The following is a 26,974-nucleotide window of genomic DNA, read 5'->3' on the forward strand; positions in this document are numbered from 1 at the left end:
AGGTGGGTACACGGCCCCCTGCGACGGGTGGGGCAGCGGCGGTCGTCGGCCGGTGGCTGGGACCGTCCGGTTCAGTCCTGGACCTTGCCGCCGGTGATGCGCGAGATGGCGAGGGCGACGAGGATGATGAGGCCGTTGAGGGCGCCGATCCACTGCGCGGGGACGCCTGCGAGGGTCAGCACGTTCTGGATCATGAACAGCAGGAGGATGCCGCAGAACGCGCCGAACATGGTGCCCTTGCCGCCGTTGAGGCTGATTCCGCCGATGACGGCGGCGGCGAAGACGGTGAAGATGTAGCCGTTGCCCTGCGCGGAGGCCACCGAGGCGAGCCGCCCGGACAGCAGCAGTCCGGCCAGGGCGGCGAGCACGCTGCCGGTGACGATGACGATCCACAGCACCCGGTCGGTACGAATGCCGGCCGCCTTCGCCGCGTCGACGTTGCCGCCGATGGCGTACAGCGACCGGCCGAAGCTGGTCCAGCCCAGGACGACGATGGCGACGGCGAACAGCGCCAGGCAGATCCAGATGGAGGCCGGCATCCCGAACCATTCCGTGGTGCCCAGGTAGAGCATCGACTTCGGCAGCTGGAAGAAGGTCTGGCCGCCCGAGATGCCGGTCAGCACGCCCCGCAGGACGATCAGCATGCCGAGGGTGACGATGAAGCCGTTGAGGCCGAAGCGGATGATCAGCAGGGCGTTGATCACTCCGACGAGCACCCCCACGGCGAGCGTGACGGGAATCGCCCATGCGCCGGGCAGGAGGCCGAGGCCATGTCCCGCTCCGGCGGGGACGACGAGCCAGGCCGCGACGCCCGGTGCGAGGCCCATGGTGGACTCCAGCGACAGGTCCATCTTCTTGACGATCAGGATCATCGTCTGGGCCAGCACCAGCAGGGCGATCTCGGACATGGTCTGCAGGACGTTGATGAGGTTGTCCGCCTGCAGGAACACCGGGTTGACGATCTGGCCGACGATCGCGATGACCACGATGGCCGGGACGAGGGCGAGGTCGCGCAGCCGGGCGACCGGGAGCCGGCCGCCGAACAGACCGGTGCGCTTGGCCTCCGGCTCGCTGGTCCCGGGGGCGGGGGTGTCCGCGAGGACGGTTTCAGGCATCGAGGTCCACTCCTTCCATCGCGGCCACCAGGTCGTGGTCGTGCCAGCCGCGGGCGATCTCCGTGGTCACCCGGCCCTGGAACATCACCAGGACCCGGTCGCACATGCGCAGGTCGTCGAGTTCGTCGGAGGCGATGAGCACTCCGGTGCCGGTCTCCGCGGTCTCCCGGACCTTGCCGAGGAGGAACTCCTTGGAGCGCACGTCCACGCCCGCGGTCGGGTTGATCAGGACCAGCAGCCGGGGGTCGTCGGCGAGGGCGCGGGCCATGACGACCTTCTGCTGGTTGCCTCCGGACAGCGAGGAGACGGGCAGGTGGGGTCCGGGCGTCTTGATCGCCAGGTGCTCGATCATCCCTTCGGCGAGCCGGTCGCGCCGGCTGCGGCTGAGGAACCCGTTCCTGCCGAGCCTGCGGGGAACGGACAGCGTGGCGTTGTCGGCGATCGACATGTCGGGCACGAAGCCCTGGTGGTGCCGGTCCTGTGGGACGAACCCGGCGCCTGCGGCGAGCGCGGCGGGCACGCTGCCGGGACGCGGACGGTTGCCGGCGATCCTCACCTCGCCGCTGTCGGCGGTCCGCAGCCCCACGACCGTCTCCGCCACCTCGGTACGTCCGCTGCCCGCCGCCCCCGCGAGTCCGACGATCTCCCCGGCGCCGACCTCGAACGTGATGCCGCCGTAGGTCTCGCCGTTCAAACCCTGGACGCTGAGCGCGGCCGTGACCGCTGTGTCGACGGTGCTTGCCCGTTCATCGCGCCGGTCGGCCGCGGCCTCGCCGGTCATGGCGGCGACGAGCTCGCTGCGGGGGAGCTCCGCGACCGGGGCGGTCAGGATGTGGCGGGCGTCCCGGAACACCGTCACCATGTCGCAGATCTCGTAGATCTCCTGCAGGTGGTGGCTGATGAACAGGAAGGTCACGCCCTGGCGTTGCAGGTCGCGGATGCGGTCGAAGAGGCGGTTGATCGCGGCCGCGTCGAGCTGGGCGGTCGGCTCGTCGAGGATGATGAACCGGGCGCCGAATGACAGTGCGCGGGCGATCTCCACGAACTGCCGCTGCTCCACGCCGAGATCACCGGCGGGGGTCTGCGGGTCCACGTCCACGGACCAGGTCGACAGCAGGTCCCGTGCGCGGCGGCGCACTCCCTGCCAGCTGATGAGGTGGTGGCGGCCGCGGTCGTGCCGGTTCAGGAAGAGGTTCTCGGCGACGGTCAGCGTGGGGATGATCGTCGACTTCTGGTAGACGCAGGCCACGTGCTGCCGCCAGGCGTCCCGGTCCGTGAGCCGTGGCGCCGGGGCGCCGCCGAAGGTCACCGTCCCCTCGTCCGGAGCCTGCAGGCCGGTCAGGACGGACACCAGGGTCGACTTGCCGGCTCCGTTGCGGCCGACGAGCGCATGCGTCTCGCCGGGCCTGATGGTGATCCGGGCGCCGTTCAGGGCCACCGTCGGACCGAATCGTTTGACAATGCCCGTCGCCTCGACGACGGGCGGATCCTCCGGGATCCGTCCGTCGTCCGCCGGGGCGGGTGCGGGGCGGACTGCTGGTTCCCCGTCGCTCATCTCAACCGCCTTGGTCGTGTTCGTCATTCGTCTTCGGGGCGTGCGGTCGGCTGAGGTCGTTCAGCCGAGGTTGTTGCCCCACAGCGACTTGTCGTCGCTCTTGACGCTGGGCACACCGCCGTAGGTGCCCCCGTCGGCGGTGACGAGCGGAGCCGAGAGCTGGTCCTCGAGCAGCCCGTCGCGGACCTTGACGATGGTGCTGTTGTGGTCGGTCTTGCCGGGCTGGAACGTCTTCCCGTCAATCGCGGCCTTCAGGTAGTACAGGGCGTACTTGGCGTAGAGGTCGGCCGGCTGGGAGACCGTGGCGTCGATCTGCCCCGCGGCGATGTCCTTCAGCTCCTCGGGGATGCCGTCGTTGGAGACGACGAACACGTGCTTCTTGTCCTTCGGACCGACCAGAAGCCCCTTCTGCTTGAGGACTTGGAGCGTCCCGGACAGCGCGAAGCTGGACTGCATGTAGACGCCCTTGACGTCCGGGTTGGCGGTCAGGTCCGTCTGCAGCTTCTGCGCGGCGACCGCGCCGTCCCAGTTGGTGGCCTCACCGAAGACCTTGATGCCGGGGTATTTCTTCTTCATGCAGTCGTTGAACGCCTCTGTGCGGTCACGGCCGTTGATGGAGGACAGGTCGCCCTGGAGCATGACCACCTTGCCCTTGCCGCCGAGGCTGGTGCCGAGGTACTCGCAGGCCTTCTCGCCGTACGCGCGGTTGTCGGCCCGCACGACCATGTAGACGTTGCCGGTGTCGGGGCGGGTGTCGACGGTGACGACCGGGATCTTCTTCGCCTCCAGCTGCGACAGGGTCGGCGCGATGGCGGCGGTGTCCTGCGGGGCCATCGCGATGCCCTTGACGCCCTGACTGATGAACGTCTGGGCGTTGGCGGTGAGTTTGGCCACGTCGTTCTGCGAGTTGGTGGTCTTCAGCGAGAGGCCGAGCTGCTTGGCGTACTCCGGCGTGTACTTGATGTACGAGTTCCAGAAGTCGGTGTCGGAACGTGGATAGTCGACGCCGACCGGCGGTGCGTCGCTCGACGTGGAAGCGGTGCCCGAGCCGCTGCTGCAGGCGGTGAGCAGCGTCAGGGCGGACAGGGCCGAGGCGGTGGAGCAGAGAGCGGTTCTGAGTCTCATCGGTGATTCCTCGCGCTGGTCCCGGAGCGGGAGACGGTTCGCAGGGCGACGGTCGCGTGTCGCCGCGCTCGAAGAGATGGGATGTATGTATAGGCGGCGACCGGGGGTGTTGTCCAGGTCTTGGGAGAAGTCGCTGCAAACAGGCGGGTGTGGAGCTCGTTGTGGTGAACGATGAGCTAAATCAATCCCATCAATGAGCCTGTTTGTGATGCGCCGCGGTGTGCCTGTGGGCTTCCCGGGGGACGGAGTCCCGTCCCCGCCGCATCGCGACCTTCATGTATCCCGCAAACATTCCATGTCTCGAGCCCAGGAAATCGGACTTAAGCGTCTGAATAGTCGTGAATCCATGAGTCAAGAGGTTGCTTTCATCCCTGCACGCCCGTTGACATCAGTGCGTCACATGGTCGAACTTCGTGCGTAACGTCCGGCGCTCCAGTGCCGTGGGCGCCGTGTCTCCCCTTGTCCCCCACTAAAGGGATGTCCTCATGTCGAGCTCGTTCAACAGACGCCAGTTCCTGGCCGGAGCCACATGCGTAGCCGCGGCGGCCGTCGCCGGCGGTGGCCTCGGGGCCGGCGTCGCACAGGCGGCACCGAGCACCTACACACCGGCGTGGACCTCGGTCGACCAGCATCCGCCCGCCCCCGAGTGGTTCCAGGACGCCAAGTTCGGCATCTACTTCCACTGGGGCGTCTTCAGCGTTCCCGCCTACGACAGCGAGTGGTACCCGCGCAACATGTACATAGCCGGCAGCGCGGCCAACCAGCACCACATCGCGACCTACGGAGACCCGTCCGTGTGGCCGTACCACAACTTCATCAACGGGGCGAAGGACCTGGCGGGCAACTTCGTGCAGTTCGCGCCGAAGCTGAAGTCGGCGGGCGGGAACTTCGACCCCGACGCGTGGGCGCAGCTGTTCGTCGACGCGGGTGCGAGGTTCGCCGGACCGGTCGCCGAACACCACGACGGCTTCTCCATGTGGAACAGCCAGGTCAACGAGTGGAACTCGGTCGCCAAGGGCCCGAGGCTCAACCTCCTGCAACTGTTCACCACGGCGATCCGGGCCAAGGGGCTCAAGCTGCTGGTCGCCATGCACCACGCGTACAACTTCAACGGCTACTACGACCACGTCCCCGCGCAGTCGGACCCGAGCCTGCAGAAGCTCTACGGGCAGTTGGGCAGGACGCAGGAGAACCAGCTCTGGTACGACAAGCTGAAGGAGGTCGTCGAACTCGCCCAACCCGACATCCTCTGGCAGGACTTCGATCTGAGCCGGGTCGACGAGACACAGCGCCTGAACTTCCTGTCGTACTACTACAACCAGGCCAACGCCTGGGGCCGCGAGGTCGTCGCCACCTACAAGGACGGGTTCGACAGCAAGGGCGAGGTCTTCGACTACGAGCGCGGCGGCCCGGCCGACCTGACCGCGCCGTACTGGCTCACCGATGACAGCATCTCCAGCTCGAGCTGGTGCTACACCCAGGGCATCGGCTATTACAGCATCCGGCAGATGCTGCACTCGCTCATCGACCGCGTGAGCAAGAACGGCAACATGCTGCTGAACATCGCGCCGATGGCGGACGGCACGATCCCGCAGGGACAGAAGGACATCCTGCTCGGCATCGGCGACTACCTGAAGCGCTTCGGCGAGTCGATCTACTCGACCCGGCCCTGGACGGCGTACGGCGAAGGCCCGACGAAGATGGGCGGCGGCTCGTTCACCACCCCGACGGCCGGCACCGCGCAGGACATACGCTTCACCCGGAACAAGGCGGGCACGGTCCTGTACGCCACCGTTCTGGATTGGCCCGGCAGTTCACTGACGATCAACACCCTCAGCTCCGACCGGATCGACCTCTCCTCGCTGACCTCGGTCAAGCTGCTCGACTCGACGGCCGGCAGCTACATCAATCTCGCCACGCCCACGCAGGACGCCTCCGGGCTGAAGGTGACCCTGCCGTCGTCGGCGCCGTTCAGCGCCAACGCGTACGTCCTGAAGCTCACCTTCTCGGGTCAGATCCCCAGTCTGCGGCCCCTCTCCGGAGCCGTGGCCTTCAAGGACGTCGGCTACTCCGGCACCAGCGCCGTGCTCGCCGTCGGCGACTACACCGCGGACCGGCTGACGCTCGCCGGTCTGGGCCCGCTCACCCTCTCGTCCCTGCGCCTGGCTCCCGGCTTCCAGGCGATCGGCTACTCGGGAGACAACTTCACCGGCACCGCGTGGACCTTCACCGCCGACAACCCCGACCTCCGGGTCACCGGCAACAACGACCAGGTCACCTCGCTGAAGGTCCAGTTCAACCCGTCGACGTACCTTCGGATCACCAACGTCACCGACGGCCTGGCCCTGGACAGCGGCGGCAACGTCGCCTCCGGGTCCAACCTCAAGCAGTGGACCTGGGACGGCAGTTCCAACCTCCAGTGGCAGGCGGTCGAGGTCGGCGGCGGCTACTACAAGCTGGTCAACCGCACCAACGGCATGGTCGCCGACGGCTGGGGAGCCACCGACAACGGCTCAGCGGCCAGGCAGGCGCCGTGGAACGGCGGCACCAACCAGCAGTGGACGATCACCCACCGGGGCGACGGCCGCCATACGATCGCCAACCGCACCACAGGCCTGGTCCTCGACGGCGGCGGCAACGTCGCCTCTGGCTCCGTCACCAAGCAGTGGGCGTACGGAGGCAGCACCAACCTGATGTGGACCTTCACGGCCCTCTGACTCTCCCGCCCGCATGACAAGCGGCTGCGACGGGCGCCCTCCATGGAGCGTCCGGCGCAGCCGCCTTCTCTGCGCGGCGGGATCAGTGCCGGGCGAACTGGACCCGGGTCGGTTGCACGACGTTCGGCCGCAGCGCGATCCCGCTGATGGTCAGCCGTTCTCCGTAGATGTCGGTAAGCCTGATCATGCTGCCGCACCCGCTGCCGTCGGCGGAGATGAAGTAGTTGAAGTCGGTGCGGGGCAACTGCCGCCAGCCGCCGGCGGCACGGACCTCCAGCCGCGCGACCGGATTCCTGTGGCCGATCGCCTGGATGCCACACCAGTAGGGGCTGGACCCGGTCTTGTACCTGATGGAGATCGTGTCGGACGTGCTGGGACTCAGCAGGCTCCAGGTGATCGGTATGCGGCCGGCCTTGAGTGGGGCGAGTTCGGCGAAAGCCTGTTGGCTGAGGTCGAGTTGCCCGGGCGCGCAGGGAAGGGGGCATTCGTTGGTGATCCGCACGGTGACGGAGGCGCCGTTCGCCGCGTGGACGAGCACGTACGCGCCGCACGCCCTGGCCGTCTCGTAGTCGGTGGTGTTCATCGCCGCGATCATGAGGTCGTCACTCGGGCCGAACAGGCAGGCGCCGTCCCCGTCCCCGGCCTCATAGGCGGTGGCGACTCCCCGGTAGGTGGTCCCTGGCCGGATCCGGCCTGCCGGTGATTCCGTGATGGAGTCCGTTCGCGGGGGCTTCGGGGTGACGGTGGGGGACGGCTTCGCTGCCGCGGAGCTCGCAGCGGCCGTCGGCGTCGGGGTGGCGGACGCGGTCGGGGTGACCACCGGGGTCCGGGTGCCCGTCCCGGTCGCGCCGGCGGCTCTGGCTCCGGTGGTGGCGACGGGTGTGGCGGCAGCAGACCCTGCATCGACCTTGTGGTCGGGGTGCAACGACATGACCAGGGTCGCCAGAACGCCGGCGGCGGTCAACCCCAAGGTCGTGCCCAGCATGAGCCTGCGTCTGTGCCTGCGCTGCCGCGCGGCCTGCCTCGCTGTCTTCATGTCCGTCCGTTCGAAGGATCGAGCCGATGGTGCACTGAGTCGGTGGCCGCAGGAAGCGAAAAGGTTGCCGACGTTCCGTGATCCGTTGTGCACATCGACATGTTTCGGCTCCGTCGAAGGAGGAGTGAGACCGGGCGGGAAAGCGGGTGCCCTGGTTGCCGGGGAGGTGGCAACCAGGGCGAGCGGTGGGTCGGTCAGGACGCCGTGCCGGTGACCGAGCTTCCCGACTTCGTGACGTGGTAGGTCACGGTGGCACCGCTCCAGAAGTGGAACGTCAGCGTCACCGGTTCCCCGTCGCGGAGCGCGTTCAGGAAGTCGGAGGTCAGGATGATCGTGCCGCCCGGGTAGTCCGGCGAGAAGGCCCGGTTGAACTCCTGGTAGGGAGTCCAGCTGGTCTGGCCGGCGTTGCTGCCGTCGGCGTACGTGGCCTCCATGGTCGCCAGCACGTCACCCCGGTACTGCGTGGGAACGGTGAACGAACCGGTCGTACCTGTCGCGTTCGACAGCACCGGAGTGTCGTACGTGATCACGTCGATCTGCCAGGGCACCCCGCGGGAGAACCGCGCCTGGAGCGTCGCGTTCACCCCGTAGGCGCGATCACCGGTCAGCCGGGTCAGCGCACCGGCCGTGAGGGTCAGCTGCTTGCCGGAGACGGTGTAGTCCCGTCCCGCGACGAGCTGGGTGCCGCCCTGCCACAGCCCTTGGAACGTGGTGCCGTTCGGGTTGAGAGTGAGTGACTGAGCCGTGACGGGGCCCGACTTGGGCACGAAGACCTTGTCGAAGGAAGCCGTTCCCGAGCGGGTGGTCCAGCTCGACTTGATCCAGGCGAACAGGGCCGGGTCCCGCCATTGCAGGGTCGAGCGGTTCAGGAAGGAGAACGGGTCCCACAGGGCTGTGGTGACCCCGGAGACACGCGCCTGGTATCCGAGCTGCTCGAAGTACTTCAGCCCCTCGCCGCGTTCGATGGGGTCGGGGTGCGTGTAGTCCGGCCAGCTCAGCGTGCCGTACTCGCCGAGGTAGACGGGGATGCCCTTGGCGACGAACGTGTCGTGCATGCGGCCGAAGGCGTCGGTCAGGTCCTTCTGCGCCGTGGCGTCGTACCGGGTGCCACCCGCGACGTTCACGCTGAACGGGTACCAGCTGTAGTAGTGCACCGTGGCGACCAGATTGCTGTCGTGCAGCGCGCCGATCGTGGCGGACAGGTCGTCCATGAGGGTCTGCGAGGGCGTGCAGCCCTGCGTGGGCAGGACGAGCAGGCGGCTTGCGTTGCCACCGCCCGAGGAGCGGACGATGCTGTGGAAGGAGATGTTCAGCTCGTTGAGGAGCCGGGTCTTCTGGGCGTCCGTGGCGTTGTTGAACTGCGGCTCGTTGACGCTCTCGAAGAGCAGGGTGCGCGGCTCGTCGCGGAACGTCGCGGAGACCTGGGTCCAGATCGCCTTGAAGCGGGCGAGCACGTTGTCGTGGTCGGTGGGCATGTTCGCGATCCACTGCCACGAGTCGTGGTGGACGTTGAGCACGACGTAGAGGCCGTCGGCGAGCGCCCAGTCGACCACCTGCTTGACACGGCTCATGAACGCGGCGTCGATGGTGTAGGGCGCGGTGGCGGACTGGTGGTCGGTCCAGGTCACCGGGATGCGGACGCTGCGGAAGCCCTGCGCGCGGATGGTGTCGAACAGACTCTTGGTGACCGGCGGGTTGCCCCAGGACGTCTCGTCCGGAATGGCGTCCAGGGTGTTGCCCAGGTTCCAGCCGGGCTGCATCGCGGCGACGGCGTCCTTGGCGCGGGCCGGAACTCTGGCCGTGGACTGTGCAGGTCGTGCCGCGCTGTCCGCCGCGGCGAGCGAGGTTCCGCCGGACAGCCCCAGGATGACCAGCAGCGTCAGCAGCAGGGCGGCCAGGCGTCCGGGGCCGCGGCTGCGGTGGTGCGCGGGTTGCCGTATGTCCTTCATGCGTGTCGTCCCTTTCGGTCGGTCGTGCCTTTCGGTCCGTCGAGTCGTTCGGTCGGTCGTGGGTGCCGTTCGGTCGTGCGTGCCGGTGTGTCGTGCCCTTCTGGCGGTTGCGTCCCTGGGCGGCAGGGGAGTGGGCAGGCTCAGCGGCTGACGGGCTCGTACTCGAACCAGTCGAAGTGGACGTTGCCTGCCGCGGCGTACATACCGATGACCCGGCCGGTGAAGCCGCCGGCGACCTCGGTCGACAGGTAGCGGCCGTCGAGGGCCGCGAGTTCGGTGAACGTGCCGTCGGGCTGCTCGACGCCCAGGGAGACGACGTCGGGCCCGGTGCACGGCCCGTGCGGAGGCGGCGGGTCGCTCGTCGTGACGCCGAGGACCACAGGACCGTCGGGCACGGGCTGTGCGGCCACGACCGTGCGCAGGGAGCCGACGCGCGCGATCACCCGCACCTCCGAGCCGGACGCCTCGATCGCGTAGTGGTGCCGCTCGTCCAGCCGGACGGCGAGCCCACCGCGTCCCCCCGAGGGATCGACCAGCGTGCGTGCCCGGCACGACGCGTGCTGCTGCCGTCGGCCGGTGAACACCACGTCGGGCTCGTCCAGGGAGTCGCCCCGCGCGCGCAGCGTCAGCCACCCGGGGCGCTCCTTGGTGGTGCAGTGCTCGGCGGGCCGGTCCCGCAGGGAGATCCAGTACGGCCGCAGTTCGCTGAGGCCGAAGTCGTCCCGGTGCTCCTCGACGGGGCCGGGGGAGAGCGGCCACGGGAGCGTCGAGAGGTCCAGGGCTACCTCGCCGACGACCGGCCAGCCGTCCACCCAGGTCACGGGCGCCAGGAAGGTCTCCCGGCCCAGCACGTGCCAGCCCGGGGTGCCACCGCGCGGCCGCACGCCGAGCAGCACCATCCACCAGGATCCGTCGGGGCCCTGGACCAGGTCCGCGTGTCCGGTGTTCTGCACGGGGTGGTCGGTGCTCCGGTGGGTGAGGATCGGGTTGGCCGGGCACGGCTCGAACGGGCCGCCCGGGGTACGGCCGCGGGCGATCGACACGCCGTGGCCGCGCTCGGTGCCGCCCTCGGCGATGAGCAGGTACCAGTGGTCGCCGATCCGGTACAGGTGCGGAGCCTCCGGGGCCTTGGCGCCGGGCGCGCCGGACCAGAGCTTGCGCGGTGTCCCGTACGTCTGCCCGGTCGACGGGTCGATACGGACCTGCGAGACCCCGGCGACCGTGCACCAGCAGGTGCCGTCCTCGTCCCAGGCCAGGTCGGGATCGATGCCGGGCACGCCGGGCGCCCACACGGGATCCGACCAGGGCCCCGCTGGGTCGGTGGCCGTGACGATCAGGTTGCCGCCGCCCTCCCGCACATTGGTGACGATCAGCCAGAAGCGCCCGTCGTGGTGGCGCAGAGTGGGGGCGTAGATCCCACCGGAGGACGGCATGGAGGCCGGCAGACGCAGCTGGCCCGGCCGGTCCAGGGCGTTGCCGATCTGCGTCCAGTGCACCAGGTCGCGACTGTGGAAGACGGGTACGCCGGGGAAGTACTCGAAGCTGGAGCAGGCGAGGTAGTAGTCGTCGCCCACGCGGCAGACGCTGGGGTCGGGGTGGAAGCCGGGGATCACGGGATTGGCCGCGCGGGCGGCGCGGTGCTGAAGGGGCACCCCTTCGGTCCTTTCGTCGAGTGAGACGCCGGGCGGCGGCTCAGGGAGTCACGGCCTGCGCGGCACCGCGCAGCGGCCGTGCGGGAGTTCGTGCGCGACGGCACCGGCCCGCAGGCCGTGGGCGGGCCCCGGCAGGGGTACGGCGTCGGCGCCGTGGTTGATCGTGGTGCCCTGCTCCATCAGCAGCCACGGGCGGGCGCCGGCCGGAGAGCGGGAACGGTCGGCGTAGAAGGAGGCCGAGGCCCCTGCGCTGACGAAGCTTCTGCGGTTCAACTCATGGCTCATTGCGGGGCGGCCCCTCCCTCCGCAGGGCGTCGAAGCGCTTCACCGAAGGGCGAAGGTAGTGGACGACTTTCAAGCGAAACAAGAGCTGCGACAGCAGCAAAACTTTCCTCCACCAGGTCCATTGACAACTGGTCGCGGGAGCAGTCGGCATCGATGCGCTTCGACATTCGACATCGACACTCGACATCGACACTCGGCTTTCGGGCCGACGTTCCGCGAAGTTCCGGTCGACACGGTCACGGATGTGGAAAGGACACCCCGCTCAGCGTGAGCAAGCCTCCCCGGTGACGCCAACCATGCATTTCTCACTGCCAGTTCATGACAAAGGTGACTGTCGGGCTCCTGCCACGCGTGCCAATCTCGCTCCCGTCGGACACGCCGGACCAAGGAGTGGCATGGACAAGCGCTACGAGGTGTTCTGTCTCGCCGACCGGCACTTCTACGAGACCCCCGAACGGCTGGCCGCCGTCCGCGAGCAAGCCGGGCCGCCGGAGTTCGAGCCGGCCCTGCGCCCGGCCCCCGAGGGCTGGCGACGCAGCCGCAAGGGGGACTGGCTGCATCTGAGGCCGTCCGGTGCCCCCGGGCCCGCGCAGGGATGGAAGATCCACGTCTCGGCGTGTCTCGACAACGCCGACAAGACCGCCGCCAAGCTGTGGGACTACTGCGTGCCGCGCGGCATCCCGTTCAAGTTCGTGCCCAGCGCCCGCGAACTGTTCCTGCGCAACTCCAAGTACGCCGACCGCGGCGGCAGCGGCAAGTTCGCCACCGTCTACCCGGGCGACGAGGAACAACTGCACACCGTGCTGCGCGAACTGGACGAGGTGCTGGCGGGCGAGCCCGGCCCGTACATCCTCACCGACCTGCGCTGGAACGACGGCCCACTGTACGTGCGCTACGGCGCCTTCGCGCCACGCTACTGCGCCGACGCCACCGGTGCGCTGGTGCCGGCCATCGAGGACGACCGAGGCCGGCTGATACCGGATCGCCGCGACCCGGTGTTCCAGGTGCCGTCGTGGGTGCGGCTGCCGGCCTTCCTGGAACCCCAGCTCGCCGCGCGCGCCGCCACGACCGTCGCCGACCTGCCCTACCGCATCGAGGGGGCGCTGCACTTCTCCAACGGCGGCGGCGTCTACTCCGGCACCGACACCCGCACCGGCGACCAGGTGGTCCTCAAGGAGGCCCGCCCGTACGCCGGACTCGCGGCGGACGGCGCCGACGCGGTGACCCGTCTCGAACGCGAGAAGACGGCCCTGGAACGGCTGGCCGGCCTGGACGTCGTGCCCGCGGTGCGCGACTGGCTCGACATCGGCGGCCATCGGTTCCTTGTGATGGACTTCCTGCCGGGGCGCACCCTCAACGCGTTCTTCGCCGAACGGCACCCGCTGATCGCCTCGCGTCCCGACCCGGAGGCCGTGGCCGACTACACCCGCTGGGCGCTGCGGCTGCACCGGGCGGTCGAGGAGGCCGTCGCCGCCGTGCACGCGCGCGGCGTGGTCATCGGCGATCTGCACATGTTCAACATCATGGTCGCGCCCGACGAGAAGTCGGTGGCCCTGCTGGACTTCGAGGCCGCGGCCCCGGCCGAGGACGGCGCCCGCCAGACCGTGGCGCACCCCGGTTTCGTGGCACCGCCCGACCGCACCGGCTTCGCCATCGACCGGTACGCCCTGGCATGCCTGCGGCTGGCGCTGTTCCTCCCGCTGACGACGCTGCTGGCCATCGACCGCAGCAAGGCCGCCCACCTCGCCGCACTGGTTCAGGGCCACTTCCCGGACGTGCCCCGCAAGTGGCTCGCCGAGGCCGTCGCGGAGATCGAGGACGGTGCGCCCGCCGCGGCACCGCCCGCGGATCTGCCGCAGGTCGCCGACTGGCCGCGCAGCCGGGACGCGATGGCCGCCGCCATCCTCGCCTCGGCCACCCCCGAACGCGACGACCGGCTGTTCCCGGGCGACATCGCCCAGTTCGCCGACGGCGGCGGGCTCGGCATCGCGCACGGCGCGGCCGGCGTCCTGTACGCCCTCGCCGTCACCGGCGCCGACCGGTACGAGGAAGGCGAGCAGTGGCTGCTGCGGCACGCCGCCGAACCGCCGCGCGGCACACCGCTCGGTCTGTACGACGGGCTGCTCGGCGCCGCGTACGTGCTCGACGGGCTCGGTCACACCGACGCCGCGCTGGAGATCACCGACCGGGTGCTGCGCGAGAAGTGGGACCGCCTCGGCATCGGTCTGCACAGCGGGCTGGCGGGCGCCGGCCTCGTCCTGGACCATCTGGCGCGGCACGACGCGGCGCTGCACGAGCACGCCGACGACGTGGTGCGGCTGACCGCCCGCCGGCTGACCGCCGCGCCGCCGGACCGCACCGGACTGCTGCACGGCGCCACCGGAGCGGCCCTGCTGTTCATCCGGCGCCACGAACGCACCGGTGACCCGGCGCTGCTGGACGCCGCCGCCACCGCGCTCCGCACCGACCTGGCTCGCTGCGTGCACCGGCCGGACGGCACCCTCGTCGTCGACGACCGCACCCGCACCCTGCCGTACACCGGCGCGGGCAGCGTCGGCATCGCCATGGTGCTCGACGATTACCTCGCGCAACGCGACGACCCGGAGTTCGAGACGGCCCGGGCCGCCATCCTGCCGGCCGCCTGCTCGCGCTTCTACGCGCAGCCCGGCCTGTTCCGCGGCCGGGCCGGCATGGTCCTGCACCTGGCCCGCACCACCACGCCCGGCGAGTGCCCGGCCGCCGAACTGCCCGTCCAGCTCGCCGCGCTCGACTGGTACGCCATGCGCCACGGCAGCGGGCTCGCGTTCCCCGGCGACCAGATGATGCGGCTGTCCCACGATCTGGCCACCGGCACGGCGGGCTGTCTGCTCGCCGCCGGCGCGGCCCTCCATCCAGAGCCCGTCGGGCTCCCCTTCCTCCCGCCGCCACGGCCGCGGGACCACGAGCCGGCTCCGGATCCGGAGTCGTGACCAATCATCCCCGTCCCCGCGAGGACACCGAAGGAAAGGAAACGATCATGTCGCTTCTCGACCTGCAGACGATGGAGACCCCGGAGCCGCAGGAGGACGAACTGCACGGCGGCGGCAGCGAGATCAGCCTGACGCTGTGCAACAGCGTCGCCAGCGTCACGCTCTGTCTCTGACGGGCCGGCGGCCCTGACGGGCCGGCGCTGAAACGTCCCGGGCGGCCCCGAGCCGCCCGGGACACACTCTTTGATCCAACCGTGATCCACTGTGATCCCACTGTGTTCCCACGACTTCGGCAGACAACGGCTGACTCCGGCTGACTCCGTCAGGAAGGTACGCATGACGAAGACCAGTGGGCAGTCCGCCATGCGACACAGCGCCTTGCCGGCCGCCGCACTGTGCGCGGTCACCGTCTGCGGCTCGGCCGCCGCGCTGATCCTGCCCGCCGCGCTCGGCCGCACCCTCGACCTGCTGCTCGCCCAGGGGGACCGTTCGGCCACCGCCCGCTGGACGCTGCTGTGCGGCTGCCTGCTGGCTGCCGTCGCCCTCTGCGACGCGCTGCAGACCTGGCTGACCGGCACCACCGACGCCCGCACCACCGCCTGGCTGCGCCGCAGGCTGGTCCGCCGCGTCCTGGCCGCCGGCCCCGCCACCGCCGAACGGTTCGGCGTCGGCGACGTGGTGGCCCGCTGCACCGGCAACGCGGCAGCCGCCGGCACCGCGCCCACCTCGGTCGCCGCTCTGCTCGCCGCGCTCGCCACGCCGATCGGCGCCATCGTGGCCCTGGGCCTGACAGACCCGTGGCTGATGGGTGTCTTCCTGCTCGGTGCCCCGCTGCTCATCGCCCTGCTGCGCGCCTTCACACGGGCCGGTGCCGACTGTGCCGCCCGCTACCAGCAGGCCCAAGCAGCCATCGCCGGACCGCTGGCGGAAGCCGTCGGCGGCGCCCGCACCATCGCCGCCGCCGGAACGCAGGCCCGCGAAAGCGACCGCATCCTGCGCGCCCTGCCCGAACTGAGCCGCCACGGGCACCGCATGTGGCACATTCAGGGCCGGGCCACCGCACAGGCGTCCGCGCTCGTCCCGCTGCTGCAGACCGCGGTGGTCGCGGTGGGCGGGCTGCGGCTGGCCGCGGGCCGGCTCAGCGTCGGCGACCTGCTCGCAGCGTCCCGCTACGCCGTGCTCGCCGCCGGGATCGGCGTGATCGTCAGCCGGCTCGACGCCCTGGTCCGGGCCCGGACCGCGGCCGCCCGCACCGACGCCCTGCTCGATCTGCCCTCCGTCGCCTACGGCAGCCGCCGACTGCCGGCGGGCCCGGGCCGACTGGAGCTGCGTGGCGTGAGCGTGGCGCGCGGCGGCGGAACGGTGCTGCGCGAGCTGGACCTGGTGGTCCCCGGCGGCACTTCGCTCGCCGTGGTGGGGCGCTCGGGATCAGGCAAGTCCCTGCTGGCCGCGGTGGCCGGCCGACTGGCCGATCCGGACCGCGGCGTGGTCACCCTCGACGGCGTGCCGCTGGACGAACTCGACCGGGCGGAGCTGCGCGCCGGGATCGGCTACGCCTTCGAACGGCCCGCGCTGTTCGGCGAGACGATCGCCGACGCCATCGGATACGCCACCCCCGAAGCCGACCTGGACCGCGTCACCGCGGCGGCCCGGGCGGCCTGCGCGGACGGTTTCGTGAGACTCCTGCCCGACGGCTACCGCACGCCCCTGACCGGCGCGCCGCTGTCCGGCGGCGAGGCGCAACGCCTCGGCCTGGCGCGCGCCTTCGCCCACGCCGGCAGGCTGCTCATCCTGGACGACGCCACCTCCAGCCTCGACACCGTCACCGAACGGCACGTCACCGGAGCCCTGATGCACCACACCGGCGGCCGTACCCGCCTGGTCATCGCACACCGTGCGGCCACCGCCGCCCGCGCCGACACCGTCGCCTGGCTCGACGGCGGCCGCATCAGGGCACTTGCGCCGCACCGCGAGCTGTGGCGGCTGCCGGAGTACCGGGCGGCCTTCGCCGAGGAGGGCGGATGAGGCCGCGTGCCCGCCTCCGGACGGCTCCCGGCGGGCGTCCCGGCGCGGGACGGGACGCCCGCACGCTGCCCTTCCCAGCCGGGCGGCGCTTCGCCGGAGCGGGCAGCCCCCGCCATCCTCTGGCGCGGCAGGGGCTGCGGTTCCTGCGACGGCGGGCCGCGGTGCTGGTGGCGCTCGCGTTGTGGTCGCTTCTGGAGACGGGGCAGACCTTCCTCGGCGGCTACGCGATGGCCCGGGCCGTGGACGCGGGTTTCCTCGCCGGGCGGCCGGGCGTCGGTCTGGCCTGGCTGGCCGTGGGCGCGGCCGGCATCCTGCTCGGCGCCGTCGGCACCGGGCGCTCCTACGCAGGCGTCGCCGCGCTCGCAGAGCCGCTGCGGGACGCCCTGGTACGACGGGTGGTGCACGGTGCTCTCGGCAAGCCGGCCTCCGGCGCCGTCGCGCGGCTCACTCAACAGGTGGAGATCGCCCGGGAGAGCTTCGCCGGACTGGTGATGGTGGCCCGGTCGTTCGTGTTCACCGCCGCCGGTGCGCTGGCGGGTCTGGTGTCCCTGTCGTCTGCGCTGTTGCCCGTGGTGGGGGTGCCCCTGGTGGCGGGGCTCGCGGTGTTCGCGGTGTCGCTGCGGCCCATGGCGACCCGGCAGCGCGCGTTCCTCGCCGCGGGCGAGGAGTTGGCCGACGAGCTGCACACCACTGCAACCGGACTGCGCGACGTGGTCGCCTGCGGGGCGGAGGACCGGGCCGGGCAACGGTCCGCGGAGCGGATCGCCGCCGAATACCGGGCCGCTCGAACGCTTGCCCGGTGGGGCACGCTGCGGATCGCCGCCCTGGCGGTCGGCGGCCGGCTGCCCGTGGTGCTCCTGCTGATCACCGCGCCCTGGCTGTCGGCCCGCGGCGTGAGCGCCGGTGACCTGGTCGGCGCGCTGACCTACCTGACGCAGTCGCTCTCCCCGGCGTTGCAGGCGCTGGTGCACGGCTTCGCCGGCGCCGGCACCCGGCTGACCGTTGTCATCGACCGCCTGACCGCAGCCCCCGACCCCGCACCAGCGCCGTCCCCGGGACAGCGGGAGGCGCGCGTGGCCGGGCGGGCACCGGCGGTGGAGCTGCGGGGGGTGACGTTCGCCTACGGGGAGGGCGCCCGGCCCGTGGTGGACGGTCTCGACCTGGCCGTGGCGGCCGGCGAGTGGCTGGCCGTGGTGGGCCCCAGCGGGGTCGGCAAGTCCACGCTCGCCGGGCTGGTGGCCGGGACGCTGCCGCCGCACGCCGGGCAGGTGCGAGTGCACGGCGTGGCGGTGGCCGGAGGCGAACCGGCCCGGCAGGCCGCACTGCGGGTACTCATCCCCCAGGAGGCCTACGTCTTCACCGGGACACTGCGCGACAACCTCGGCTATCTGCGCCCGTCCACCGCGCCCGTCACCGACACCGAACTGCGGTCGGCGGCAGGGGCGTTGGGCATGGCCGAACTGGTGGCCCGGCTGGGTGGCTGGGACCGGGAGCTGGATCCGGCAGCGCTGTCCGCCGGGGAGCGGCAGCTGATCGCCCTCGCCCGTGCCTGGCTCAGCCCCGCGCCGGTCGCGCTGCTGGACGAGGCGACCTGCCACCTGGACCCGGCGGCAGAGGCGCGCGTCGAGCGCGCCTTCGCCGCCAGGACGGGCGGCACCCTGGTGGTGGTCGCGCACCGCATCAGCTCCGCCCGCCGGGCGGACCGGGTGCTCGTGCTGGACGGCGCGCGGGCGGTTGACGGCACCCACGAGGAACTGCTGCGTCGCTCAGCCCTCTACCGGGACCTGGTCGGCGCCTGGGACGACGGTTCACAGCCACCCGGCGCCATGGGAGATGCGGATGGCGTCGACCCGGTTGCGGCCCCCGGTCTTGCGGGTGATGGCGGCCATGTAGTTGCGCACCGTGCCGTTGCACAGGTGCAGGCTGCGCGCGATCTCCGAGACGGACGCGCCCTCGGCGGCCAGTGACAGCACGCTGAGCTCCCGCGGGGTGAGCGGTATCTCGGAGGCTCGCAGGAAGTCGTGGCCGAGCGAACTGTCGACGAAACGTTCTCCCTTGGCGACCCGCCGGATGGCCCCGAGCAGAGCGTCCGGCGCGGCGTCCTTGTTGACGAAGCCCAGCGGGCGAGCCCGCCACATCCTGCGCAGCAGGCCCGGTCTGCCGGGGCTGGCCAGCACCAGCAGGCCGGGACCGCGCGAGCCGTCGGACAGCGCGGCCAGGCCGGCCAGTTCGGCCGACTCCGGCCCATGGGCGGCCGCCGGAGCGGCGGGCGTGTCCACGTCCACCACACACACCTGCGGCCCCAGTGAGCGGGCCTCCGACACCGCATCCCCCCAGCTGGACGTGGTGACTTCCAACCCACTGTCCTGCCCTAACAGCGCCGCCAGCGCCGACCGCAGCAGGCGGTTCTCATGGACCAGAAGCACTCTGATCACAAGCCCTCCCCAAATCGCCCCGTCCCACGGGTGCCGTCACGGACCACGATCACCCGTACCCGGTGGGTAATGGCGCATGGGGGCGGAAACCAGTCAAGCGGCGGTCAAGTGCTGACCATCCCGCAGGGCCGGCCGTTCCCGCTCGAACGCTTCACTGAAGCCGTCGCGCTCGCCGAAGCACCCGCACGTGACGCCAAGCCGCTCTTCGTCTTCGACGACTGGCACCGACCACGATCACGGGACGTCAGCGCAGTGCGACCGCTCCCGTCTGGACGGCGCGCCTGGCGCGCTCGACGGTCTCCTGGTTCTCGCCCACCGGAGCCACGTAGTCGAGGACGTCGCGTGCGGCCTCTTCCCCGAGCGTCCGGGTGATCACCCAGGTGGCGAGATATTGGGACGCCAGGCAACCACCCGCTGTGGCGATGTTCCCCTCGGCATGGAACGGCGCGTCCAGCACGGTGACGCCGCGGGCTTCGACAAAGGGCCGGCTCTTCCTGTCCGTGCACGCCGGCATGCCCTCCAGCAACCCCAGCTGGGCAAGCACCAGCGCGCCGGAGCACTGCGCGCCGATCAGCTGTCGCGACGGATCGAGCCGCAGCCGGGAGGTCAGCTGATCGTCGGCGACCACCTCTCGCGCCTTCACGCCACTGCCGAGCAGCACGACCTCGGCCTCGGTCACGAAGTCGATGGGGCGCTGCCCGGTCACCTCCACACCGTTCATTGACGTGACCACCGGCGTCGGCGTCGTGATGAAGGCTTCCAGGCCGTCCTTGCGGCATCGGTTGATCAGCGCGGAAGCGATGAAGCTGTCGAGTTCGTTGAATCCGTCGAAGGTGACCACGGCTACCTGCATCACATCTCCTCCAAGCGCCCCGTCGGATCTGCATTCTTCCCCAGCGCCCTTCCGGGGCGAGAGCCAGTCGGCGGCCGGTGACACAGCTGTGACGATCGCGCCGAGATCGCACGCCCGATCGGGGAGGGATCGACGACCACCGCACGGTCTACGGGGCTTGCACCGGACCGGAGCGGTCCCAGCCGGGGATCTTCTCCTCCCGGTGGACGTCCTCGGCCAGGACCTGCTCCCCGCAGATCTCGCAGACGGCGTGGGTGACGAGTTCGTGGTCCCGGTGGAGGAGCCGAACGGGTGGCGTGGTGACGGCCCAGCGGTCGCCCCAGCCGATGAGCTCGCGGGTGACGCCCGCGAGGTCGCGCCCCGCCTCCGTCAGGTAGTAGCCGCTGTGGCGTGCGTCGGCGGGCAGCGGGCGCCGTTCGAGGACACCGCTCTCCACCAGCGCCTTCAGGCGCGCCGCCAGACGGTCCGTGGGAGCACCGGTGTTCCGGGCGATCTGCCGGAACCGGTGGTTGCCGAGCATGACCTCGCGGATCGCCGGCAGGGCCCACCGGTCGCCGACGATTTGCAGGGCGGCGGCGAGTGAGCAGGGGCGTCCGGCCATGTCCTCGGGATCGATGCGCCTGGTCATGGCTCCAGTATCACTCGGCACGGTTTGAATTCCAAACCACCCGCATGCTTCACTGGTGCCATGCCCAAGATGCTTGGCTTTTCAAAGCGCCCTCGCGCGGTCGCGGTCGTCCTGGTGGCCGTCTTCATGACCAACCTGGATCTGTGGATCGTGAACGTCGCACTTCCGGCCATGGGAGCGACCTTCTCCGGGGACGGCGGGGGCACGGCCCTGGGTTCACTGTCCTGGGTCCTCAACGCCTACGCGATCACCTTCGCCGCGCTGCTGGTGGTGGCCGGGCGTGCCGGTGACCGCATAGGCCAGCGGCCGGTCTTCCTCACCGGGATCGCCGTCTTCACCCTCGCGTCGCTGGGCTGTGCCCTGGCCCCGAACCTGTGGACGCTCGTCGTGGCCCGCGTGGTGCAGGCCGTCGGAGCGTCCGCCCAGATCCCGACGTCCCTGGCCCTGCTGCTGGCGGCGGTGCCGGCCGAGCGCCGTACTCACGCCACCCGGATCTGGGCTGCGGTCGGCGGACTCGCCGCAGCCGCCGGGCCCGTCGCCGGCGGCCTCCTGGTCGAGGTGGACTGGAGGTGGGTCTTCGCCGTCAACGTGCCCATAGGCATCGCGGCGCTCGTCGCCGGCCGAGCGGTGCTGCCGAAGCCGGCCGCCGGGGAGGCCGGAGGGCTGCCCGACTTCTTCGGCGCCCTGCTGCTCATCGCGTCGGTCGCGGCGCTGTCCGGGGCGCTGGTGCAGGCGCCCGACTGGGGCTGGGCGAGCGGCAGGACCGCGTTGCTCCTGGCCGTTGCCGTGATCAGCGGGGCCGCGTTCGTCCTCAGGTCCCTGCGGCACCCCCGCCCGCTGTTCGAGCTGGACCTGCTGCGGCTGCCACGCTTCGGAGCGGCGAACGCGGGCAGTCTCGTGTTCGGCGTCGCCTTCGCGATCATGCTGCTGTCCAATGTGCTGTGGTGCCAGGAGGTCTGGCACTGGAGCGCGCTGCGTACCGGTGTCGCTCTGGTCCCCGGTCCCGCCCTCGTACCGGTCGTCACCCTTCTGACCGCCCGCGCCGCGCAGCGCTTCGGGCACGGTCCGCTGGTCGCTGTGGGCGGATTGCTGTTCACCGGCGGCATGGTCTGGCGCGCGTGCTTCGCGTCAGTCATGCCGGACTATGTGCATGACTTGCTGCCCAGCCAGCTGTTGACCGGTACGGGCATCGGGCTGGCCCTGGGCACTCTGGTGGCCGCCGGTGTGCACGCCCTGCCCGGACACCGAGCGGCGACCGGGTCGGCCCTGGTCAACTCCGTCCGCCAGATCTCGGCCACGGTCGGAGTGGCCGTCCTGGTTGCGGTGGTCGGCTCCCACGTAGGTGCCGGCTCACGTCACGACTTCCGGATCGTCTGGTGCGCAGCCGCCGTACTGGGCCTGGCGACGTCGGCGATCGGCGTGCACCTCAGCCGTGGCGGCGGCCGGGACCGGACGGCGTCCGCCGCGTCGCAGAAGCCCGAGCCGGAAGTCTCCGCCTCGGCCACGTGATGGTTCGGACAGTGCGGGACGGGGTGGGCGCCGTGCGCCTGGGACCAACGACACAGGCACACGGCGGTGGCACGATCACCCTGGCAAGTACTAGGCCTTCCGGGCCAGCCCGGCGGCGATGAGACGCTCCCAGACGGTGAGTTCACGTTCGCCGCCGCTGCTCCACGGGTTGTCGACCACGTCCGGACGCCATCGGGACGCGGGGACGATACCGGGTTCGAGGATCTCCAGACCATCCAGGAGGGCTTCGATCTCCTCGTCGGTGCGCCACCGGCCGCGGCCGAAAGTCCGCTGGAGGACCGCCTCGGCCTCCGACGTCTCCGGATTGTTGCCGGAGCGGAAGTGGCTGACGAAGAAGTAGCTCCCGGAGGGCACGCGGTCGCGCCAGTAGCGGACGATTCCGGCCGGGTCCTCCTCGTCGTTGACGTGGTGAAGGATGGCGCTGAACATGACGGCGACGGGGCGGTCGAAGTCGATCAGTTCCTGGGTGTCCGGGTGGGTGCGCACGGCCTCGGGGTCGCGTACGTCGGCCGGGACGAACCGGGTCCGGTCGTTCTCCTCCAACAGCGCCCGGCCGTGGACCAGCACTTGGGGGTCGGTGTCCACGTACACGACCCGGGACTCCGGAGCGTGCCGTTGCGCGACCTGGTGGACGTTGTCGGCGGTCGGAAGACCACTGCCCAGGTCGATGAACTGCCGTACGTCGGTGGTCGTCGCGATCTCACCGACCGCCCGGGTCAGGGCCGCGCGATTGGCGAAGGCGATTGCCACCGAACCAGGAAGGTCACGTTTGAACACGTCGCCGATCTCCCGGTCCACGGCGTAGTTGTCCTTGCCGCCGAGCAGGTAGTCGTAGACGCGCGCGATACTGGGCTTGGTGGGGTCGATGGAGGAGCCTTCATCCGTCATGCCGGCAATCCTGCCCCGCAACGGCGCCTGCTGACCATCACTTTGGAATCCTTGGACGGGCTTCCCCGCACAGACCGGTGACCGGTGACCGGGAGCAGTCACGCCCGATCACGGTCGACCGACGATTCCACTGGTCGGTGTGGGCCCGTGCGGGGTCTGCTCCGCTCGGGCCCGGTCGCCGTCACCGGGCCGCGTCGGCTGCGGGCGACGACGTGGGCACCGGTGTGGCGACCACTGACGCAGATCGTGGCCTGTGCCGGTGGCGGAGTGGTTCAGCCCTCCGTGCGGGCGGGCAGCCGCCAGCCCGGGCGAGGGAAGTGGCAGGTGTAGCCGTCGGGGTAGCGCTCCAGGTAGTCCTGGTGCTCGGGCTCGGCCTCCCAGAAGGGTCCGACCGGCTCGACCTCGGTGACGACCTTGCCCGGCCACAGGCCGGAGGCGTCCACGTCCGCGATGGTGTCCTCGGCGATCCGCTTCTGCTCGTCATCCACGTAGTAGATCGCCGAGCGGTAGCTGAGGCCGATGTCGTTGCCCTGGCGGTTCTTGGTGCTCGGGTCGTGGATCTGGAAGAAGAACTCCAGGATCGTGCGGTAGTCGGTCTTCTCGGGGTCGAAAAGGATCTCGATGGCCTCCGCGTGGGTCCCGTGGTTGCGGTACGTCGCGTTCGGCACGTCACCCCCGGTGTAGCCGACCCGGGTCGCCGTCACGCCCGGGAGCCGGCGGATCAGGTCCTGCATCCCCCAGAAACATCCGCCCGCCAGTACGGCCCTCTGCGTCTGCGCTGCCATGTCGGCCCCTTCACTGTCTGTCGCCTCGGTCGCTCGCGCCGCTCGGCTCGCACACCGTCGGCGTTTCCTCTGCCTACGTCAGCGCGTGAGGGCCCCTGACAATTCCGCGCCGGCCCAACCGGCCCCCCGGCCGCCGTGCGCGCGGCTTGTCAGCGGGCCCCTGTCGCCGTGCACCGCGACAGGGGCCCCTTGTGTGCTGACGGGCGCGCGGCAGAACCTCGGGCCCTACGCCTCGAGATCAGTCCTCGACGGCCATCTCCCCGAGCAAGGACCAGTCGTCCTGTTCGATTTCCGTGTTGACGATCCGCGGTGTCTCCGCCAGATACGGCGGCAGGGTTTGCTGCGCGGCCCTGAAGTGGGCGGACTGGACGTGTGCGGCGCCGGCGTCGGCGTCGCGGAAGGCCTCGACGAGTACGTACTCGGCCGGGTCGGCCAGGCTGCGTGACCAGTCGAACCAGAGGCAGCCGGGTTCGCCGCGGGTGGCCTCGGTGAATTCCCGGACGATCTCCGGCCAGTGCTCCGCGTGCTCCGGCTTGATCCGGAACTTTGCCGTGATGAAGATCATTTCGCTGCTCTCTGTCGTACGGGTGACGGTCAGCCGAGGTTTCCGAGGCGGGCGTCCTGCCACAGGTCGACGCCGCCGTCGGTGGCGTACTTGTCGATCTCGGCCAGTTCCTCGGTGGTGAAGTCGAGGTTGTCCAGCGCGGCGACGTTCTGTTCCAGCTGTTCGGTGCGCGACGCGCCGATGACGAGGGAGGTGACGCGCTTGTCGCGCAGGGCCCAGGCGAGGGCCATCTGGGCCAGGGTCTGCCCGCGACGGGCCGCGATGTCGTTGAGAGCGCGCAGCCGGTGCAGCATGTCGTCCGACAGCCACGCCGTGTCGAACGACGTGCCCTGCGCGGCCCGCGAGTCACCGGGGACGCCGTCGAGGTACCGGCCGGTCAGGAGCCCCTGGGCGAGGGCCGTGAACCCGATGACGCCGAAGCCCTCCTCCTGGGCGGTGTCAAGCAGACCGTCGGTCTCGATCCAGCGGTTGAGCATGCTGTACGACGGCTGGTGGATGAGGAGCGGGGTGCCCAGGTCCCGGAGGATGGCGGCCGCCTCGCGGGTCCGTTCGGCGTCGTAGGAGGAGATGCCGACGTAGAGCGCCTTGCCCTGACGCACGGCGGTGTCGAGCGCGCCCATCGTCTCCTCGAGCGGGGTGGTCGCGTCGAGCCGGTGGGAGTAGAAGATGTCGACGTACTCCAGGCCCATGCGCCGCAGAGACTGGTCGAGCGAGGCGAGCACGTACTTGCGGGAGCCGCCGCCCTGGCCGTAGGGGCCGGGCCACATGTCCCAGCCGGCCTTGGTGGAGATCACCAGTTCGTCCCGGTACGGCGCGAGGTCCTGCTTCATCAGGCGCCCGAAGTTGATCTCCGCGGAGCCGTAGGGCGGGCCGTAGTTGTTCGCGAGGTCGTGGTGGGTGATCCCGAGGTCGAAGGCGCGCAGCGCGATCTCGCGCTGGGCCTCGAACGGCCGGTTGTCGCCGAAATTGTGCCAGTAGCCCAGGGACAGGACGGGAAGGTCGAGCCCTGAGCGGCCGGTGCGGCGGTAGCGCATGGTGCCGTTGTAACGCTCAGGATCCGCGACGTGGTTCATCGGACGATCTCCGGGTGGTGCGGTGAAGGACGTCCCCGTCGGGTTCGAGGGGGCCGCTCCCAACGGTGCTCCTGCGCGACTGTGAAGTCCAATAGCGCCGTTTCATGGGATCCAGCAGTGTTGCTTCTGAATGGGATCCGGCGCTCCAGGGCTTCGAGTCTGAGGCCATGGTCGGCCCCGTCGCCGACGCATACGTCCGGCTGGGGCACCCGCCACAACAGGCCCGGGCAGGGGCCACGCTGCTCGTCTCCGGCCTGCGCGGCTTGTGCCAGGACCGCTTGGTGACCCATGACGTCGCCCGTCCCGACGCGGCCGCCGGCCGCCTCATCAGGGACGCGGTCGCGGCGGCCGGCTGAGCTCCATGGCCTTGCGGCTTCCGTACTGGCCCATACGAATGAATCATCGGCGCCGCGGGGTGAAGGATCGGGCCGCGTGCCCCGAGCCGACGGCCCAAGGCCGCTCGCGACCATACGTTGGCTCCTGTGTCGCTGAGCTACGCCTTTGTGAACCTGAAGCCCGGAGTGGGAAAGACGACGAGCGCGGTCTGGTTGGCGCACGCACTTCACGAGTCGGGCATCCCACCGCTGCTGGTCGACAGTGACGCCGCCTCCTCCGCGCTGCGCTGGAGCGAACTGGCCGGTGGCTTCCCGTTCCCGGTGGTCGCTCTTCCGGTGGGCGACGTGCACCGGCGCGTGAACGACTTCCTCGGCGACCGGAAGGCCGTCGTCTTCGACGCCCCGCAGCTGGAGGACCACGCGCCCATCACCCGGAGCATCATGAGGTACGCGAGCGAGTGGATCCTGCCGGTGACCCCGGCTCCCATCGAGCTGGATCGCATGGCGCCCATCGGCGGCGAGATGGGCGACGTACAGTCCTTGCGCGCCCAGCCGGCGCGCGCCTCCGTTCTGCTGAACCGAACGAATCGTGCCGAAGCCACGCGCACCGGTCCCGACGCCGACGCCCGCGAGGCTCTCACCGAGCGGGGATTCGAGGTGTTGTCCACCCACATTCCGCGGCTCGACTTGTATGCCCAGTCATTCGGCAGTCCCGTCGAGGTCAAAGGCTCGGCGTACATGGACCTCGTGGACGAACTCATCAAGCGACAGGACACAGCATGAACCAGCGCAAGGACGCCTACCGAGCCGCATTGCAGCGCGAACCGGACACCGCCGTACCGCGTCCCGTCAAGGTCACTCGGCTGCACACCCGATACGTGCGGGTGACCATCGAGCTCGACGCCGGCTTGCCGCGCGACCTCATGCGATGGGCGGGATCACCGGTCTCCGCGATGGCGCGGGTCGGCACCGCTGCGCTGCGACCCCTGAGAAGCGCCCTGTGAACGGGCCGGCGCAGGCGGAGGTGCCGCGACCGGCATCAAGACCGCCATACCCGTCACGGAGCGGCGTCGAGATCCACGGCGAGGTACTGCGCCTCGGTCCGGAACCCGTCCTCCGCATCGTGGCGCCGAGAGGCGGTGTCGGGCCCTGCCCGCGCACCCGGTCGGTGCTCACCGTACGTACGGACCGGGCGGCGGAGACCTCGGCGCGCGGCACGCTGCACGTGCCGCGCTCCCACCGGGGTGCCGCGTGGAGAACCGGCCTGACTCCGGCCACCACCTGCACGGGGAACACGTCGACCGCACCATCCGGCTCTTCGAGGGCTGGGCGCAGGCGACGACCGCCCGAGGTCAGCTCGGCTTCAGGATGATCGCCTGGCCTCCCGCGCCGGCCATGGCGACGTCGAGCGTGGACTGCGAGGTCACGCTCGGGAGGGGAGTACTTCGAGGGCT

Annotated in this window: 22 protein-coding genes and 1 pseudogene; 9 read left to right on the plus strand and 14 right to left on the minus strand. The window is 70.6% G+C overall.

Translation table 11 applies throughout. The annotated features are described in order from the left end of the window. Positions 1 to 71 precede the first annotated feature (71 nt). From ACFYZE_RS07160 to ACFYZE_RS07170, 3 genes are read right to left on the minus strand one after another with little or no spacing between them, the layout of a single operon-like run. The gene (locus ACFYZE_RS07160) at positions 72 to 1,115 is read right to left on the minus strand and encodes an ABC transporter permease (RefSeq protein ID WP_388989729.1); all 1,044 of its coding nucleotides are present in this window, start codon (positions 1,113 to 1,115) and stop codon (positions 72 to 74) included. Further along, positions 1,108 to 2,670, minus strand: a complete 1,563-nt coding sequence (locus tag ACFYZE_RS07165) for a sugar ABC transporter ATP-binding protein (RefSeq protein ID WP_388989731.1) — start codon at positions 2,668 to 2,670, stop codon at positions 1,108 to 1,110. Before ACFYZE_RS07165 ends, ACFYZE_RS07160 begins: the two co-directional genes overlap by 8 nt. A 60-nt stretch (positions 2,671 to 2,730) precedes the next feature. Beyond that, entirely contained in the window at positions 2,731 to 3,795 is a 1,065-nt protein-coding gene (locus ACFYZE_RS07170; protein ID WP_388989733.1) for a sugar ABC transporter substrate-binding protein, read from the minus strand. A gap of 485 nt (positions 3,796 to 4,280) precedes the next feature. Here ACFYZE_RS07170 and ACFYZE_RS07175 point away from each other — a divergent pair, with 485 nt between their 5' ends. Beyond that, positions 4,281 to 6,512, plus strand: coding sequence for an alpha-L-fucosidase (locus ACFYZE_RS07175; RefSeq protein WP_388989735.1), 2,232 nt, complete (start codon positions 4,281 to 4,283; stop codon positions 6,510 to 6,512). 82 nt (positions 6,513 to 6,594) lie between these two features. On the opposite strand, the gene ACFYZE_RS07180 is transcribed toward ACFYZE_RS07175, so the two are convergent. The 4 genes from ACFYZE_RS07180 to ACFYZE_RS07195 form a co-directional block, all read right to left on the minus strand. Then, on the minus strand, positions 6,595 to 7,548 hold the full coding sequence (locus ACFYZE_RS07180; RefSeq protein WP_388989737.1) for an expansin EXLX1 family cellulose-binding protein: 954 nt from the start codon (positions 7,546 to 7,548) through the stop codon (positions 6,595 to 6,597). A 194-nt stretch (positions 7,549 to 7,742) separates the two neighbouring features. Beyond that, positions 7,743 to 9,497 (minus strand): cellulase family glycosylhydrolase, encoded by a 1,755-nt coding sequence (locus tag ACFYZE_RS07185; protein ID WP_388989739.1) that lies wholly within the window; start codon positions 9,495 to 9,497, stop codon positions 7,743 to 7,745. Positions 9,498 to 9,637: 140 nt separating this feature from the next. Beyond that, positions 9,638 to 11,149 carry a glycoside hydrolase family 43 protein gene (locus ACFYZE_RS07190; RefSeq protein ID WP_388989740.1) on the minus strand — a complete coding sequence of 504 codons (1,512 nt, stop codon included), beginning with the start codon at positions 11,147 to 11,149 and terminating at the stop codon, positions 9,638 to 9,640. Positions 11,150 to 11,197: 48 nt separating this feature from the next. Further along, entirely contained in the window at positions 11,198 to 11,422 is a 225-nt protein-coding gene (locus ACFYZE_RS07195) for a hypothetical protein (protein ID WP_388989742.1), read from the minus strand. A 407-nt stretch (positions 11,423 to 11,829) separates the two neighbouring features. On the opposite strand from ACFYZE_RS07195, the gene lanKC reads away from it, so the two are divergent. From lanKC to ACFYZE_RS07215, 4 genes are all read left to right on the plus strand, one after another. Continuing rightward, complete coding sequence (lanKC, locus tag ACFYZE_RS07200; protein WP_388989744.1) at positions 11,830 to 14,403, plus strand: class III lanthionine synthetase LanKC; 2,574 nt, start codon at positions 11,830 to 11,832, stop codon at positions 14,401 to 14,403. 47 nt (positions 14,404 to 14,450) lie between these two features. Next, positions 14,451 to 14,576: a SapB/AmfS family lanthipeptide gene (locus tag ACFYZE_RS07205; protein WP_388989746.1), complete on the plus strand. Its 126-nt coding sequence runs from the start codon at positions 14,451 to 14,453 to the stop codon at positions 14,574 to 14,576. A gap of 163 nt (positions 14,577 to 14,739) precedes the next feature. Next, positions 14,740 to 16,428, plus strand: a complete 1,689-nt coding sequence (locus tag ACFYZE_RS07210; protein WP_388989748.1) for an ABC transporter transmembrane domain-containing protein — start codon at positions 14,740 to 14,742, stop codon at positions 16,426 to 16,428. Then, entirely contained in the window at positions 16,425 to 18,395 is a 1,971-nt protein-coding gene (locus ACFYZE_RS07215) for an ABC transporter ATP-binding protein (protein WP_388989750.1), read from the plus strand. The genes ACFYZE_RS07210 and ACFYZE_RS07215 overlap by 4 nt, the downstream gene beginning before the upstream one ends. On the opposite strand, the pseudogene ACFYZE_RS07220 reads toward ACFYZE_RS07215, so the two are convergent. From ACFYZE_RS07220 to ACFYZE_RS07230, 3 genes and pseudogenes are all read right to left on the minus strand, one after another. Then, a pseudogene (locus ACFYZE_RS07220) lies at positions 18,321 to 18,566 on the minus strand (LuxR C-terminal-related transcriptional regulator); the annotation flags it as partial. The gene ACFYZE_RS07215 and the pseudogene ACFYZE_RS07220 sit on opposite strands and share 75 nt — an antisense overlap. A 541-nt stretch (positions 18,567 to 19,107) precedes the next feature. Next, positions 19,108 to 19,716: a DJ-1/PfpI family protein gene (locus ACFYZE_RS07225; protein WP_388989752.1), complete on the minus strand. Its 609-nt coding sequence runs from the start codon at positions 19,714 to 19,716 to the stop codon at positions 19,108 to 19,110. A 148-nt stretch (positions 19,717 to 19,864) separates the two neighbouring features. Continuing rightward, a complete protein-coding gene (locus ACFYZE_RS07230; protein ID WP_388989754.1) occupies positions 19,865 to 20,344 on the minus strand; it encodes a winged helix-turn-helix transcriptional regulator in 480 nt (159 codons plus the stop codon). Positions 20,345 to 20,404: 60 nt separating this feature from the next. Between ACFYZE_RS07230 and ACFYZE_RS07235 the strand changes: the two genes are divergently transcribed. After that, positions 20,405 to 21,853: an MFS transporter gene (locus tag ACFYZE_RS07235; protein WP_388989756.1), complete on the plus strand. Its 1,449-nt coding sequence runs from the start codon at positions 20,405 to 20,407 to the stop codon at positions 21,851 to 21,853. Positions 21,854 to 21,943: 90 nt separating this feature from the next. On the opposite strand, the gene ACFYZE_RS07240 is transcribed toward ACFYZE_RS07235, so the two are convergent. The 4 genes from ACFYZE_RS07240 to mgrA form a co-directional block, all read right to left on the minus strand. Beyond that, complete coding sequence (locus ACFYZE_RS07240; protein WP_388989758.1) at positions 21,944 to 22,762, minus strand: SAM-dependent methyltransferase; 819 nt, start codon at positions 22,760 to 22,762, stop codon at positions 21,944 to 21,946. 272 nt (positions 22,763 to 23,034) lie between these two features. After that, positions 23,035 to 23,547, minus strand: a complete 513-nt coding sequence (gene msrA / locus ACFYZE_RS07245) for a peptide-methionine (S)-S-oxide reductase MsrA (protein ID WP_388989760.1) — start codon at positions 23,545 to 23,547, stop codon at positions 23,035 to 23,037. A 238-nt stretch (positions 23,548 to 23,785) separates the two neighbouring features. Then, positions 23,786 to 24,112: a putative quinol monooxygenase gene (locus ACFYZE_RS07250; protein ID WP_388989762.1), complete on the minus strand. Its 327-nt coding sequence runs from the start codon at positions 24,110 to 24,112 to the stop codon at positions 23,786 to 23,788. 29 nt (positions 24,113 to 24,141) lie between these two features. Next, positions 24,142 to 25,185, minus strand: coding sequence for an L-glyceraldehyde 3-phosphate reductase (mgrA, locus tag ACFYZE_RS07255; protein WP_388989764.1), 1,044 nt, complete (start codon positions 25,183 to 25,185; stop codon positions 24,142 to 24,144). A 167-nt stretch (positions 25,186 to 25,352) separates the two neighbouring features. Here mgrA and ACFYZE_RS07260 point away from each other — a divergent pair, with 167 nt between their 5' ends. The 3 genes from ACFYZE_RS07260 to ACFYZE_RS07270 all read left to right on the plus strand — a co-directional run bounded on the left by ACFYZE_RS07260 (position 25,353) and on the right by ACFYZE_RS07270 (position 26,524). Further along, positions 25,353 to 25,541, plus strand: a complete 189-nt coding sequence (locus ACFYZE_RS07260) for a hypothetical protein (protein ID WP_388989766.1) — start codon at positions 25,353 to 25,355, stop codon at positions 25,539 to 25,541. Between the two features lie 126 nt (positions 25,542 to 25,667). Next, the gene (locus tag ACFYZE_RS07265; protein ID WP_388989767.1) at positions 25,668 to 26,303 is read left to right on the plus strand and encodes a hypothetical protein; all 636 of its coding nucleotides are present in this window, start codon (positions 25,668 to 25,670) and stop codon (positions 26,301 to 26,303) included. Beyond that, positions 26,300 to 26,524, plus strand: a complete 225-nt coding sequence (locus ACFYZE_RS07270) for a hypothetical protein (RefSeq protein WP_388989769.1) — start codon at positions 26,300 to 26,302, stop codon at positions 26,522 to 26,524. Before ACFYZE_RS07265 ends, ACFYZE_RS07270 begins: the two co-directional genes overlap by 4 nt. Positions 26,525 to 26,974 lie beyond the last annotated feature (450 nt).

The organism is Streptomyces sp. NPDC001796 (genome assembly GCF_042892355.1).
Lineage (GTDB): Bacteria > Actinomycetota > Actinomycetes > Streptomycetales > Streptomycetaceae > Streptomyces.